The sequence below is a fragment of the Serratia sp. CY47280 genome (assembly GCF_052168655.1).
Lineage (GTDB): Bacteria > Pseudomonadota > Gammaproteobacteria > Enterobacterales > Enterobacteriaceae > Serratia > Serratia bockelmannii.
On record NZ_JBJNMG010000001.1, the window covers coordinates 108,634 to 122,893 of the forward strand.

Sequence of the window (14,260 nt, forward strand, 5' to 3'; positions counted from 1 at the left end):
CATTTTTTTCACGGCCTTAATACGGCGATAACGCGGTAATTTCGCCGTATCAAAGGGATAACACCGACCGTATTGTTGTTTGAATGTAAAAAATATTTTTCATTAGCTGTCAACCAACAGACCTCTTCATTCTAACGATTAAAGGGTAACGAACATGAAGCTGAAGAAACTGATCGCCGCCTCGGTACTGATGTGTATGCTGCCGGCCAGCGTGTTGGCGAAAGACATCAAGATCGGCGTTTCCATGGCTTACTTCGATGACAACTTCCTCACCATTCTGCGCCAGTCGATGCAAAGCAAAATGAAGGCCGACGGCAACGTCAGCGGCCAGTTCGAAGACGCCAAGGGCGACATTGCGCAGCAAATTCAACAAATCGAAAACTTCGTCAGCCAGGGCGTCGACGCCATCATCCTCAACCCAGTGGATACCCAGGGCGTCAAGCCGATGATCAAGCTGGCCGAGAAGGCCAAGATCCCGCTGGTGTTCGTCAACCGCAAGCCGGAAGTGGCGCTGCCGGCCGGCATGGCCTACGTCGGCTCCGATTCCAAGCTGGCCGGCAAGCTCCAGATGGAAGAGCTGGCCAAGCTGATGAACGGCAAGGGCAACGTGATGATCCTGATGGGCGAGCTGTCGAGCGAAGCCACGCGCGACCGCACTCGCGGCGTGGAAGAGGTGGCGGCCAACTACCCCGGCATCAAAATAGTCGACAAACAAACCGCCAAGTTCTTCCGTAAAGAGGCCGTGGACGTCACCACCGACTGGATTTTGTCCGGCCAGCAGATTGACGCCATCGCCTCCAACAACGACGAAATGGCCATCGGCGCTATTTTGGCGCTGAAGCAAGCCAAGAAATCCGGCGTGTTGGTGGCCGGCGTTGACGGCACGCCGGACGCGCTGGAGTTCATCAAGAAGGGCGATCTGGCGTTGAGCGTGTTCCAGGACGCCAAAGGCCAGGGCGAGGGCGCGGTGCAAACCGCCGTTCAACTGGTGAAAGGCGAGAAAGTGGAGAGCAACGTGCTGATCCCTTACCAGCTGATCACCCAGGCCAATTACCAGCAATTCGCCGATAAAAACAAGAAATAAGCCTTGAAGCCCGCCGCGGGCGCCGGTGTGGGGCGATCGCGGCGGAAAACGTGGGTCAGTGCGGAGGTAAGCGGTATGTACCCTTATGTTCTTGAGGCCGAAGGCATCAGTAAGCAGTTCCCCGGCGTCAAAGCGCTGGATAAGGTCTCGATTAAAATCAAACCCGGCAGCGTGCACGCGCTGATGGGGGAAAACGGCGCGGGCAAATCGACGCTGATGAAATGCCTGATCGGCATCTACCACCCGGACGAAGGCTCGATCAAAATCAAAGGCCGGCCGGTCACCTTCAGCGACACGCTGCAGGCGCTGCATTCGGGCATTTCCATGATCCACCAGGAGCTGAACCTGGTGCCTGACATGACGGTCGCGGAAAACATCTGGTTGGGGCGCGAGCCGGCGCGGCTGGGGTTCGTCAACCACGAGCAGCTGAACGAACAGACCCGCGAGCTGCTGGCGCGGCTGAACATCAAACTGCAGCCGGATACGCTGGTGGGCGAGTTGAGCATCGCCAATCAGCAGATGGTGGAGATCGCCAAGGCGGTGTCCTACAACGCCGACGTCTTGATCATGGATGAACCGACCTCGGCGCTGACCGAAGGCGAAGTGGTGCACCTGTTCGCCATCATCCGTGAACTGCGCGAGCAGGGCAAAGGCATCATCTATATCAGCCACAAGATGGACGAGATCTTCGCCATCACCGACGAAGTGAGCATTTTCCGTGACGGCACCTTCATCGCCTGCGACAAAACCGAAAACCTGACCAAACAGTCGCTGATCACCATGATGGTGGGGCGCGAACTGACGCAGATGTTCCCCAAATTCAACAACAATATCGGCGAGGAAGTGCTGCGGGTGGCGGGGCTGCGCCGCAGCGGCTGGTTTCATGACGTGTCGTTCAGCGTCAAACGCGGCGAGATCCTCGGCGTCGCCGGGCTGGTGGGCGCCGGGCGCAGCGAAGTGATGGAAAGCCTGTTCGGCATGCACCCGGCGGACGGCGGCGAGATCTTTATCGAAGGCCAGGCGGTGAAGGTGGATTCCCCGGCGAAGGCGATCGAGAGCGGGCTGGCGTTTCTTACCGAAGACCGCAAGAAATCCGGCCTGTTTCTGGTGCTGTCGGTGGTCGAGAACATGAGCATCGTCAACCTGTCGGAATACATCGGCAAGAACGGTTTCGTCAGCCATGTGCAGATGGCCAAAGACTGCATGGATCAGATCAAAAAGCTCAACATCAAAACGCCGACCATGGATCAGATCATCAATAACCTCAGCGGCGGCAACCAGCAGAAGGTGCTGATCGCGCGCTGGCTGTTGGCGCAGCCGAAAATCCTGATCCTCGACGAACCGACGCGCGGCATCGACGTGGGGGCGAAAGCGGAAATCTACCGCCTGATCAGCGAGCTGGCCAACCGCGGCGTCGCCATCATTCTGGTCTCCTCCGAGCTGCCGGAGATCCTCGGCATGAGCGATCGGGTGATGGTGATGCACGGCGGCCGCATTACCGGCATTTTGGACAAAGACGACGCGGACCAGGAGAAGATCCTGGCGCTGGCTTCAGAATAACGAAGGGTGAACATCATGAGTAACGTAAAGATTGAGAAGCCGCTCTCCGCCGATTCAACGGGCAAGGGAGGGCTGTTCTCCGGGCTGAGCGGCAAAATGCCGAAGGACACCGGTATCTTCATCGTGATGATCGGCATCGCGCTGATCTTCGAAATCCTCGGCTGGTACATGCGCGGTCAGTCGTTCCTGCTGAACCCGAACCGCCTGCTGCTGATCGTACTGCAGGTGGCGATCATCGGCATCATCGCGGTGGGCGTCACCCAGGTGATCATCACCACCGGCATCGATCTCTCCTCCGGCTCGCTGATTGCGCTGACCGCGGTGGTGGCGGCCAGCCTGGCGCAGACCTCGGACAGCATCTCGCCGATGTATCCGGGGTTGCTCGATCTGCCGGCGGCGATCCCGATCGGCGCCGGGATTGGGGTGGGCATCGTCTGCGGCTTTATCAACGGCTTCCTGATCACCCGCACCGGCATTCCGCCGTTCATCGCCACGCTGGGGATGATGGTATCGGCGCGCGGCCTGGCGCAGTACTACACCAAGGGGAACCCGGTCAGCTTCCTGTCGGACGGCTTCACGTCAATCGGCCAGGGCGCGATGCCGGTGATCATCTTCCTGGTGATTGCAGTGATCTTCCACATCGCGCTCAAACACACCCGCTACGGCAAATACATCTACGCCATCGGCGGCAACATGACCTCGGCGCGGGTCTCCGGCATCAACGTCAATAAGTACCTGGTGACGGTTTACACCATCGCCGGCGGCCTGGCGGGGTTGGCGGGCGTGGTGTTGGCGGCGCGCGTCAGCAGCGGCCAGTCGAGCATGGGGATGTCCTACGAGCTGGACGCCATCGCCGCGGCGGTGATCGGCGGCAGCAGCCTGATGGGCGGCGTCGGGCGCATCACCGGCACGCTGATCGGCGCGGTGATCCTCGGCCTTATCAAAAGCGGCTTCACCTTTATCGGCGTCGATTCTTACATTCAGGACATCATCAAAGGCGTGATTATCGTCGCCGCCGTGTCTATCGACATGCGGCGCAACCGCAAAAAACACTGATTGCCGTGAATTGCCGCCGGCGCCAAGGTGGGCCGGCGGCGTTTTTTTACCCGGGGGACACATCATGAACTTTCTGAAAGGGCTGTGGCTGGCGGTGGCGCTGTGCGCTTCCGCGCCGGCATGGGCGCAAACCATCGGCGTATCGATGGCCTATTTTGACCAGAACTTCCTCACCATTATCCGCCAGGCGATCGACAAGGAGGCTAAGGCGCGCGGCATTACCGTACAGTTCGAAGACGCGCGCGGCGACGTCGGCCGCCAGACCGATCAGGTGCAGAGCTTTATCAGCGCCGGGGTGGACGCGATTATCGTCGATCCGGTCAACTCGGCCAGCACCCCGGTCATGACCAAAATGGTCCAGGCCGCCGGCGTGCCGCTGGTGTACGTGAACCGCACGCCGGGCGACGCCAAACTGCCGCAGGGCGTGGTGTTCGTCGGCTCCGACGAGCGGGAGTCCGGCACGCTGCAGATGGAAGAGCTGGCGCGGCTGGCCAACTATCAGGGCAACGTGGCGGTAATGATCGGCAACCTGACCGACGCCGGCGCGCTGCAGCGCACCAAAGACGTGGAGCAGGTGGTGGCCAAATACCCGAAAATGAAGGTGGTGCAGAAACAGAGCGCCAACTATTCACGCAGTGAAGGCATGGATCTGATGATGAACTGGCTGACCAACGGCGAAGCGATCGACATCGTCGCCGCCAACAACGACGAGATGGCGATCGGCGCGATCATGGCGCTGCAGCAGGCGGGCAAGGTGGACCAGAAAGTGCTGATCGGCGGCATCGACGCCACGCCGGACGGCCTCAAGGCGCTGGCCTCCGGCAAGATGCAGGTCACGGTGTTCCAGGACGCGGTTGGCCAGGGCAAGGCCTCGGTCGATGTGGCGCAGCGCATGATTAACGGTGAAAAACTCGAGCCGTATTACTGGATCCCGTTCGAGCTGGTGACGCCGGCCAATCAGGGGAAATACGCGGCCAGGCCGTGAGTTAACCGCCAGGTTCGCGTTGCCGGGGCGCTGCTTGCAGCGCCTTTTTCATGCGCCAATTGCATGTCCGCTTGCGGCCAGCGCGGCGCCGAATCTTGCCTCACACTGAGGATCTTTAAACCGCGTGAGGATGAGCGATGAACGCATTGAACGGCAAGGTGGCGGTGATCGGTGGCGCCAGTTCGGGGATTGGCAGAGCAGCGGCGCTGCTGTTCGCCCGGCAGGGAGCTGCGCTGGTGTTGGGCGCGCGGCGTGAGCCGCTGTTGGCGGCGCTGGTGGAGGACATTCGGCGCGAGGGCGGCCGGGCGCTCGCGGTGGCGGGCGACGTGCGTGACGAAGCCTTCGCCGAACGGCTGACGGCGGCGGCGGTCGATGAGTTCGGCGGGCTGGATATCGCTTTCAACAACGCCGGCACCTTGGGGCCGCTGGGGCCATCGCTGGCGCTCACCGCCTCAGCGTGGCGCGAGGTGTTGGAAACCAACCTGTCCAGCGCCTACTACGGCGCCAAATATCAAATCCCCGCCATGTTGGCGCGCGGCGCAGGCTCGGTGATCTTCACCTCCACCTTCGTTGGCCACACCGCGGCGTTTCCCGGCACGGCGGCCTATGCGGCCGGCAAATCGGGGCTGATCGGCCTGACGCAGGCGCTGGCGGTGGAGTTCGGCGGGCGCGGCATTCGGGTGAACGCGCTGCTGCCGGGCGGCACCGATACGGCGATGGGGCGGCAGATGAGCAATACCCCGGAGGCGCTGGCACAGGTGGCCGAACTGCACGCGCTGAAGCGGCTGGCGATGCCGGAGGAGATCGCGCAGGCGGCGCTGTATCTGGCGTCTGACGCGTCCTCATTCGTCACCGGCACCGCGATGCTGGTGGACGGCGGCGTTTCCATCCAGCGCGGCTGAGGTTGGCAGGGCCCGTGGCCGGGCGCCACGGGCCCTACGCGAGGCATTACCAGCCTTTGACGGCGTCGCCCTTGTAGATTTCGGTGGCGCTGGCCGCCACTTCATCGGTCTGATAGGCCTTGACCAGATCCTTCACTTTCTCGCTGTCTTTGTTGTCGATGCGGCTGGCGAAGATGTTGACATAAGGCGAGTTTTTGTCCTCGACAAACAGCCCGTCCTTCGCCGGCGACAGACCGATCTGGCTGGAATAGTTGGTGTTGATGATCGCCAGCGTCACCTGTTGGTCGTCCAGCGCGCGCGGCAGCTGCGGCGCTTCAATCTCGACGATCTTCAGCTTTTTCGGGTTGCTGACGATGTCCAGCGCGGTCGGCAGCAGGCCGACGCCGTCTTTCAGAGTAATCAGCCCCTGTTTTTGCAACAGCAGCAGCGAGCGGCCCAGGTTGGTCGGATCGTTCGGCACCGCCACCTGCGCGCCGTCCGGCAGTTGGCTGAGTGCGGTTATCTTCTTCGAATAGCCGGCGATCGGGTAGACGAAGGTGTTGCCTACCGCCGCCAGCTTGTAGCCGCGCTCCTGCATCTGCTTGTCCAGATACGGTTTGTGTTGAAAGGCGTTGACGTCCAGATCGCCGTTGTTCAGCGCTTCGTTCGGCAGCACGTAATCGTTGAAGGTCACCACCTCCACGTCCAGATCGTATTTCTGCTTGGCCACTTTCTGCACCACCGCCCACAGCGACTGATCGATGCCGGCGCTGATGCCGACCTTGATGTGGTGATCGTCCTGTGCGGTCGGGCCGCAGGCGGTTAGCAGCAGCGTGCCGGCGGCGGCCAGCGCCAGGGTGAGGTTTTTCAGCGTAAATGTCATTTTCCCAGGGTCCTTGTCAACATTGCCTGCTAATTTTGGCGGGCAGAATAGTGGCAGTGACTGTAGGTAATCGCTGGGCTAAAACAAAATACTGATTCACTATGACTCATAGCGATTAGCTATGAGCGGCCGCTGCCCGGCGCGGTGCGGATTGCTTTGACGGCGAATCGACGGGCTTATTATGATAGCCGTTGGCCCGCAAGGGCAGACTGGGTACTGAAACGAAGGAATAGACAATGCGATTGAACACTTGGAGCAAGGCGCTGCTGCCGCTGGTGGTGTTGGCCTGCGTCTCGGCGACTCAGGTTCGGGCGGCGGAGAGCGATACCGGACCGATCCCTAAACAGCTGCTGGGCAACTGGCGCGTCAGCAAGATCGTGCCGACCCAGACCACCGGCTGCTGGGATCAACAGCAGGCGCAGAGCCTGATCGGCGGCAAAATCAGCTATAAGGCGGATGCATTCAGCTGGAACGGCACGGCGCTGAAAAGCGAAGGGGCCACCGTCAGCACCGTAGAAGCGCAGGAGTTTGTCGAGGACAATTCCGGCAGCAGCTCCTACATCGATTTCCCGATGCTGGGCATCAGCACGCCGTCGGTCGAACGCGTGGCCATTCAGCATGCGGATACCACCATCAAAGGCATCACCGATCAGGGCACCGATGGGGTGCCCGGCGATAACGTGCTGGTGAAAGACGCCAACACGCTGATCCTGTCGTTGTGCAACGTCTGGTTTGAGGCGCAGCGCGAGAAGTAATTTTTACCTTCAGCCCCGGCAACGGGGCTTTCCCACCGCATCGCCACCCGTCGTACGCGCCATTTCTGAACTAAAATTAACCATAACGATATGCCCTGACGTGATATCGGAGCCTCGGCTCTACCGAGTCCATGACAGGAGGCGCTATGTGTTACCACCATATTGTCATCGCCACCGATCTGAGCGATGACGGCAAACGGCTGGTCGAAAAGGGGGCGCGGCTGGCGGAGGCGCTGCAGGCCAAACTCTCGCTGATCTATGTGGACGTCCACTACGACACCTACCACGCGGCGATCGGCTTTTCGGAGCGCAGCTATGACGGCGTGCCGTTCGAAGAGAAGATCCGCAAAGAGCTGGAACCTACCACGCAAAACGTCAACTACCCGATCGCGGAAGTGATTATCGGGCGCGGCGGCTTCGTTGACGAACTGCGCACGGCAGTCGTGGACAAGAACATCGATCTGCTGGTGTTCGGCCATCACCACGATCTGTGGAGCAATCTGTTTTCTTCCACCCGCAACGCCATCAACCAGCTGAATATCGACGTGCTGGTGATCCCGATCCGTTCATAAACGCGATCATGCCTCGTCCATTCACTCCGCGCTGCAGCGCGGAGTTTCTTTTGCAGCAAAAAATGCCTTACTCGGTTGCATAATACATAAGTGAATACTAATGTATTTATATGAACGAAAATGACATCTTCAAGGCGTTGGCCGATCCGACCCGCCGCACCATCTTCGACAAACTCGCCGCCGGCAGCATGAATGCCAGCGCGCTGCGCGAAGGGCTGCCCATCAGCCAGTCGGCGATGTCGCAACACCTGGCGGTGCTGCGCAATGCCGGGCTGGTGCGTGAGGCGAAGCAGGGGCGCTGCGTCAATTATCAGGTCGACCCGGACGGGCTGGCGCAGATCGCCCAGTGGCTGGCGAAGTACCGCGCCTATTGGCCGGCGCGCATCGACGCGCTGCAAACCTTGCTGAAGGATATGGATCAATGAATAAACGGGTTGAGCCGCCGCCGCGCGATCGGCTGGTATTGGAGTATGCGCTCGAGGCGCCGCCGGAAAAAGTGTGGCGGGCGCTCAGTATTCCCGAACTGCGCGAGCAGTGGCTGCCGCCGGGGGATCTGGCGCAGGCCGAGCCGTTGGCCACCACGCCGGGCGAAGCAGTGAGCTATCGCCTGCGCGACGACCAGCCGCCGTTTCTCGAAAGCGTCGTCACCCTGCAGATCGTGCCGGATGCCGGCGGCGGCAGCCTGTTGCGGGTGATCCACCGGCTCGACGCCGTCAACGACGGCCCGACGATGATGATGCGCGCCGCCTGACGCGTTAAACACATTTCTCTTTGTTGCCAACCCAGGAGTTCACCGATGCGTGAGAAGATGATGCTCGTCCCGATGGTGGTGGAGCAGACCAGCCGGGGAGAACGTTCCTTTGATATTTATTCGCGCCTGCTGCGCGACCGGATCGTGTTCCTTAACGGTGAGGTCAATGACGACGTGGCCGAAATGCTGTGTGCCCAGTTGCTGTTTCTGGAGGCGGAAAACCCGGAAAAACCGATCCACCTGTACATCAACTCGCCGGGTGGGGCGATCACCAGCGGGCTGGCGATTTACGACACCATGCAGTATATCCGCGCGCCGGTGCATACGCTGTGCATGGGCACCGCGCGTTCGATGGGCTCATTCCTGCTGATGGCCGGCGAACCGGGGCACCGCATGGCGCTGCCCAACGCCAGCCTGCACGTGCACCAGCCGCTGGGCGGCTTTCAGGGGCAGGCGTCCGACATCTTGATCCACGCCGAAGAGATGAAGCGCACCAAAGTGCGGGTGATCCGGCTGTATGCCCAACATTGCGGCCTGAACGAAGAGGAAGTGGAGCGGGTGTTGGATCGCGATCGCTTTATGACCGCCGACGAAGCGGCGGCCTGGGGATTGATCGATCGGGTATTGCGGGCGCGGTGAGTGTCGGCTCCGATAGCGGAATGAAGGGGGCAATATCACTCGATTATTGGTAGGTGAGCGCAGTTGAGGTGATCCAGCCACGCTGACCCGCACATTCGCCGGTAATAATGGCGATTTCTTTCCATTCCGCATTGCCGATGTCCATTGCAGCGCTTTTACCCGTCAATGCGACCTGTGTGCCGGCGATGAGCTGGCAAATATGTTTGGTGGGTTCCAACAAGTTACCCATATTGGGTTGAGCAATTAATGGTATCGGCCGATTCAGCACTAGCTGAGGCGCCTTTTCACCAGGTGTGTTGGTGATGGTGATATTTCCGCTATTACTACCAATCGTCGTATTCGCGCTGCCATTAACGAACTGACTGCGTGTTTCCGTTGAAGATGAAAAGGCAGAATAACCAGCGAAGAAGGTGCCGATAATTGTGGCTATGCCCGCGAGGATGGGGAGTTTATTTTGCAAGATATTTCTCCATGGGTATTTATTATATTGATGTTTGGTGAAAATGCCTTTCCCATACTAAATGGGTAAAGCGCAAATGAAAATATAATTCATAATATTTGCAAATGCAGTTTTGTTTAATCATTCGAATGCCATATAATTAAAAATACGTATCATTCTAATTATTTCATTTGGTTGTTTGCTTCTGTTAATAAACCAAGTTGGGGAAAATGTTTCATATTTCTCACAATCATTCACGCGGGGATGTTTGTTTTTTCTTTATTTAACAGTGTGGTTAGCCATTTTTTGTCACGCTTTTGCACACTTCACTTTGCCTCTTTTTTTGAACCAGTAATGTCTTTTTTTCTGCATGACGAATTGTTATGAATTTGTTATTGATCACAAATTAAGCAATTCCGTGTTGCCACTGCCTTGTCTATACAACTATATACTTAAGGGAAAAGCAATGTTCAATAATCATCTTAACTTTTCGTGGTTAACTTTTTTTGGTGTTTAATTTTACGATTTAATAATATCTAAGCATTAATTCATTTTTAATTTGAATGAAATTGATGGGTTGAATATCAATTTGCCGTATATCACGTGCTAATCGGGATTTTACGCTTCAAGGAGATAATCGAACATGAAACTTGGCGCATTTTTAATGCCGGCACATCCGCGTTATCGCTCGTTGCACGATGGGCATTACCACGATCTTGATACCTTGAGGTTTTTGGACAAAATCGGTTTCGATGAGGCCTGGATTGGCGAGCATTATACGATGCCGGCTGAACCGTGCCCTTCTCCAGATTTGCTCATCGCTCAAGCCCTTTTGCAGACTGAACGCATAAAATTGGCGCCGGGCGCCTTTATGCTGCCGTTTCATCATCCAGCCGAGTTGGCTCACCGCATTTGTTGGCTGGATCATATATCTAAGGGGCGATTAATGGTGGGAATTGGCGCCAGCGGTACCACTTTGGATCTCGACATGTTCGACATAGATCATAAGTCGGGTGTGCATCGGGAGATGACGGCAGAATCGATAGCGATCATGATGCGATTTTGGAATAGCGATGGGCCATTCGAATTTAAAGGTAAGTATTGGACAGCGCGTCGGCCGGCGGATCAGTGGGATAAAACCTCCGGTTATCACCTTAAGCCCTATCAATCACCCCATCCGCCAGTAGGCGTGACCGGTCTTTCACCTTCATCCTCGACGTTGAAGATTGCCGGTCGTAATGGCTGGATCCCTATCAGCTTTTGTTTTACGCCTCAGTATCTCCATACCCATTGGCAAGTTGTTGAAGAGGGCGCCGCATTGAATGGAAGGGTTCCGCCGGCCAGGGATACATGGCGTGTCAGTCGTCCTATTCTGATCGCCGACACAGATGCGCAAGCATGGCGGCTTGCTGTCGAAGGCGAAATGGGACGCTACTTTCGTGAGGATTACTTGCCGATGATCGCCGGTAACAAGGCGCTTGGTTTGTTCAAACATCACCCGGATGTCCCCGACAGTGAAGTCACCGTCGAGTATTGCGCCAAGCATTGCTGGCTCCTTGGATCGCCGGAGACGGTTCGTGAACGCATAGAAGAAATGCAATCGCTGTCTGGCGGATTCGGTGTGTTGCATGTCATGGGGTTCGATCATTTGGATGAATTGGAACCCGTGCGCGAAAGCCATCGCGCATTGCAAGAGATCGCCACGAAATATTTCGCCTGACTCAGGCCGAATATCGGCACCGTGCGGTCATTCATGGAGAGAAAGATGCAACGTCAAAAAACAACTCTGCCCCCCAATCGGACACGTCGATTTGCCGTTTTGGTGATCGACATGCAATACGACTTTCTGGATGAAGGTGGTCCTGTTCCTTGCGAAGGAGGGAGGGCGATTATCGCGTCGCTTCAAGTTTTGTTGAGCTTTGCGCGCGGCGCGGGCATCCCGGTGATCTATACCCAGGAAAGTCACCGTGCCAACCGTGTGGACTTCGGCCGGGAGCTTGACTACGGCGAGATACTTCATTGCCTCGAGGGAAGCCGTGGCGTTGAGATCATCGCAGACTTGTCCCCACAGGTTGGCGATCATGTATTAATCAAACGCCGTTACAGTGCGTTCTTCGCCACCGATCTGGATCTTTTGCTGCGCGGGATGGGAGTCGATACCGTCGTTCTGACCGGTGTTGCCACGGATGTTTGTGTGCGTGCAACTGCTCAGGACGCCATGCAATTAGATTATCGCGTCATCGTGCCGCGCGAGTGCGTCGCGGGGACGCGTCATGTGCGACATGAGGCTGCGCTTGAGAACATCGGTTATGTATTTGGCCGTATTCAGAGTTTGACTGAGGTTATGAATCTCTTGCGGGCGGGATTGGAGGAGACATGAGCGCAACGCTGTCGATAAAACCGCTGGAAGAGCGATTCAGAAACGTCTTGCAAATCTTGGTTGAAAAACGGCTTAGCTTGAGCCGGGAACAGACCCGAGATCTGGTTCAGGCCATGCTGGAACAGCAATTGGATGATATGCAGATCGGCGCGTTGCTCGTCGCCATGGCACAAAAGGGCGAGTCCGCTGACGAGATCGCCGGTGCGGTTGACGCAATAGCGGCACGTTGCCGGCCATTGGCAAGCGGTTTGCCGCTTACGTTGAATATCGGTGGTACCGGAGGAGACCGGAGCGGGACCTTCAATATTTCCACCACGGCAGCCTTGGTTGTGGCCGCGGCCGGTGTGCCAGTGATCAAGCATGGAAATAGTCGCGTAACCAGCGTCAGCGGCAGCAGCGATATGATGTCGGCATTGGGAATTGATGTTTCGCGCAAGGGTGATGAAGCATGGCTGCGGCGGTCGTTGGCAACGAGCAACTTCGCGTTTCTCTCTACTTCGTCTTGGTATGCGTTTCCTGAACGGCTGACTGTCGTACGGCGAGCTTTGGGGGTTCGTAGCCTGTTTAATCTGAGTGGGCCGCTGGTTCATCCCGCTAACGTGACGCACCAACTGATAGGCGTTGCGCATGCTTCGCTTTTGTATCCCATGGCTGAGGCGCTGGTGAGGTTGGGCGGGGTGACGGCTTTTATCGTACATGGTGCAGGAGATTTGGATGAAGTCAGCTGCCTGGGAGAAACCCAGGTCCTGTGTGTAAGTGATGGATGCGTAAGTCGGTTTTCTGTGCAACCGGATGATTTTGAAGTTCCAGCCTGTGAATTACGGGCGCTGCGAGGGGGGTCTGCGGAGCGTAACGCGAAAATCTGCCTGGCAGTGCTTAACGGCGAGCGGGGTGCCCATCGCAACGCGACTATAGTGAGCGCAGCGACGGCGCTGGTGTTGGCTGGAAAAACGCACTCCTTTGGCGAGGCGGCGAAACTCGTACGGCAAGTATTGGATAACGGGCGGGCGTATCAGGTTCTTAAACGATTCAAGGAGACGATGAATGAGAACGAGAGTAAAAGTCTGCGGCATCACACACCATGAGGATGCTCTGGCGGCATTAAACGCGGGGGCCAATGCATTGGGGTTCATTTTTTCACAAAGTCCACGTCAGGTTTCGCCCGACGAAGCCCGTTCGATCATTGAACGATTGCCGCCTTTTACTCAGGTGGTCGGCGTGTTTGTCAATGAACCCAGGGAATGGGTGCAAAACATTATATGTTATTGCGGCCTGGCAGCGATTCAGCTTCAGGGTGACGAAACGAATGAGTATTGCCAGGCATTTGATGTCCCGGTCATTAAAAGTTTCCATCTCGAAAGCACTTTGGCTCTGGACAGGATAAACGACTATCAGGTTAGTGCATACCTATTGGACACACAGGTCGAGGGGCTGAGCGGCGGTTCTGGAAAGCCATTCGATTGGAGTTTGTTGAAAAACAAAACATTTGTGCGGCCGGTAATTGTTGCGGGCGGACTGCATACCGGCAATGTCAGCCATCTGATTCAGCACTGCTTCCCCACGGCCATTGATGTCTGTTCTGGCGTCTCCCGGTCCGCGCGCCGTAAGGACCCTGTGCGACTCCAAACCTTTTTTGACGCTGTCGCCGATGCCGATCGCCTTCGCGTGCAGGTGCCGGCTGAGAGTGGGCAAGAGGACATCCTCAAGGCGTCTTTTGATCGGCAGCCTTTGGTGGAGATTCAAGGGCGGCGATTTCTGCTGAATGCTCTGACGGAACAGATCCCGGCAACCCCGGCTGAACTCTTGCGTGAAGCAGCCAGGCGAGTCTGCGATGCGGCGCAATTTCCACCTGGTACCAAGTTGGTGGGGGAAGAAGACAAAGGAGGCGGTTTATTGGCTGCCGTTTCGCTGCTTTCAGGCCTGCCATACGGCATTGCCCGCTGGTACCCATCCGGTCTTGAAGGACAGGTTCAGGTTGATTTCGATTGCGAATATACCGGCGGCAGCCTCTTTTTGAACGGCGTGGAGCCCGGCGATAACGTTTATATCGTGGACGATCTCATCAGCACTGGCGGAACATTGGTGGGGTTGGTTTGTGCAGTGCGGAAAGCAGGGGCTGATGTATCAGGCATCTTATGCGTGGTGGAAAAACGCAATTATGGTGGAGCCAGGCGCGTGTTCGAGGCGACGGGGATCTCGGTGCAATCGCTTATTGAAGTGGATGTGAGCGGCGAGCATTCGGTCGTTGTCGGCGTCAATTATTAAATAAAAAGGA

At 57.3% G+C, this 14,260-nt stretch carries 16 protein-coding genes; 14 read left to right on the plus strand and 2 right to left on the minus strand.

The features are described from left to right. Window positions 1-154: 154 nt before the first annotated feature. From ACJ8J4_RS00605 to ACJ8J4_RS00625, 5 genes are all read left to right on the plus strand, one after another. Window positions 155-1,084, plus strand: a complete 930-nt coding sequence (locus ACJ8J4_RS00605; protein ID WP_025302465.1) for a sugar ABC transporter substrate-binding protein — start codon at window positions 155-157, stop codon at window positions 1,082-1,084. Between the two features lie 75 nt (window positions 1,085-1,159). Next, entirely contained in the window at window positions 1,160-2,644 is a 1,485-nt protein-coding gene (locus tag ACJ8J4_RS00610; RefSeq protein ID WP_025302466.1) for a sugar ABC transporter ATP-binding protein, read from the plus strand. Window positions 2,645-2,659: 15 nt separating this feature from the next. Continuing rightward, entirely contained in the window at window positions 2,660-3,700 is a 1,041-nt protein-coding gene (locus tag ACJ8J4_RS00615) for an ABC transporter permease (RefSeq protein ID WP_197835494.1), read from the plus strand. 64 nt (window positions 3,701-3,764) lie between these two features. Then, entirely contained in the window at window positions 3,765-4,685 is a 921-nt protein-coding gene (locus ACJ8J4_RS00620) for a substrate-binding domain-containing protein (RefSeq protein WP_197835496.1), read from the plus strand. Between the two features lie 137 nt (window positions 4,686-4,822). Continuing rightward, window positions 4,823-5,587: an SDR family oxidoreductase gene (locus tag ACJ8J4_RS00625; protein WP_141969390.1), complete on the plus strand. Its 765-nt coding sequence runs from the start codon at window positions 4,823-4,825 to the stop codon at window positions 5,585-5,587. A gap of 46 nt (window positions 5,588-5,633) precedes the next feature. Here ACJ8J4_RS00625 and metQ read toward each other — a convergent pair whose 3' ends face one another. Continuing rightward, window positions 5,634-6,449: a methionine ABC transporter substrate-binding lipoprotein MetQ gene (metQ, locus tag ACJ8J4_RS00630; protein ID WP_043141591.1), complete on the minus strand. Its 816-nt coding sequence runs from the start codon at window positions 6,447-6,449 to the stop codon at window positions 5,634-5,636. 236 nt (window positions 6,450-6,685) lie between these two features. Between metQ and ACJ8J4_RS00635 the strand changes: the two genes are divergently transcribed. From ACJ8J4_RS00635 to ACJ8J4_RS00655, 5 genes are all read left to right on the plus strand, one after another. Continuing rightward, window positions 6,686-7,204, plus strand: a complete 519-nt coding sequence (locus ACJ8J4_RS00635) for a hypothetical protein (protein WP_089180784.1) — start codon at window positions 6,686-6,688, stop codon at window positions 7,202-7,204. Between the two features lie 146 nt (window positions 7,205-7,350). After that, the gene (locus tag ACJ8J4_RS00640; protein WP_049209213.1) at window positions 7,351-7,776 is read left to right on the plus strand and encodes a universal stress protein; all 426 of its coding nucleotides are present in this window, start codon (window positions 7,351-7,353) and stop codon (window positions 7,774-7,776) included. 110 nt (window positions 7,777-7,886) lie between these two features. Continuing rightward, entirely contained in the window at window positions 7,887-8,201 is a 315-nt protein-coding gene (locus tag ACJ8J4_RS00645; RefSeq protein ID WP_148876593.1) for an ArsR/SmtB family transcription factor, read from the plus strand. Continuing rightward, complete coding sequence (locus tag ACJ8J4_RS00650) at window positions 8,198-8,527, plus strand: SRPBCC family protein (RefSeq protein WP_025302474.1); 330 nt, start codon at window positions 8,198-8,200, stop codon at window positions 8,525-8,527. Before ACJ8J4_RS00645 ends, ACJ8J4_RS00650 begins: the two co-directional genes overlap by 4 nt. 45 nt (window positions 8,528-8,572) lie before the next feature. After that, window positions 8,573-9,166, plus strand: coding sequence for an ATP-dependent Clp protease proteolytic subunit (locus tag ACJ8J4_RS00655; RefSeq protein WP_193402503.1), 594 nt, complete (start codon window positions 8,573-8,575; stop codon window positions 9,164-9,166). 43 nt (window positions 9,167-9,209) lie between these two features. Here ACJ8J4_RS00655 and ACJ8J4_RS00660 read toward each other — a convergent pair whose 3' ends face one another. After that, window positions 9,210-9,626, minus strand: coding sequence for a hypothetical protein (locus ACJ8J4_RS00660; protein WP_049204164.1), 417 nt, complete (start codon window positions 9,624-9,626; stop codon window positions 9,210-9,212). Between the two features lie 622 nt (window positions 9,627-10,248). Between ACJ8J4_RS00660 and ACJ8J4_RS00665 the strand changes: the two genes are divergently transcribed. Genes ACJ8J4_RS00665 through ACJ8J4_RS00680 form a run of 4 tightly spaced genes read left to right on the plus strand, consistent with a single transcriptional unit; the run spans window position 10,249 to window position 14,250 of the window. Beyond that, window positions 10,249-11,325, plus strand: coding sequence for an LLM class flavin-dependent oxidoreductase (locus tag ACJ8J4_RS00665; RefSeq protein ID WP_049204163.1), 1,077 nt, complete (start codon window positions 10,249-10,251; stop codon window positions 11,323-11,325). Between the two features lie 45 nt (window positions 11,326-11,370). Next, window positions 11,371-11,985, plus strand: coding sequence for a cysteine hydrolase family protein (locus ACJ8J4_RS00670; protein ID WP_197835498.1), 615 nt, complete (start codon window positions 11,371-11,373; stop codon window positions 11,983-11,985). After that, window positions 11,982-13,070, plus strand: a complete 1,089-nt coding sequence (gene trpD, locus ACJ8J4_RS00675) for an anthranilate phosphoribosyltransferase (RefSeq protein ID WP_197835500.1) — start codon at window positions 11,982-11,984, stop codon at window positions 13,068-13,070. Before ACJ8J4_RS00670 ends, trpD begins: the two co-directional genes overlap by 4 nt. Continuing rightward, complete coding sequence (locus ACJ8J4_RS00680) at window positions 13,030-14,250, plus strand: hypothetical protein (RefSeq protein WP_141997795.1); 1,221 nt, start codon at window positions 13,030-13,032, stop codon at window positions 14,248-14,250. The genes trpD and ACJ8J4_RS00680 overlap by 41 nt, the downstream gene beginning before the upstream one ends. The last annotated feature ends 10 nt before the right edge of the window (window positions 14,251-14,260 follow it).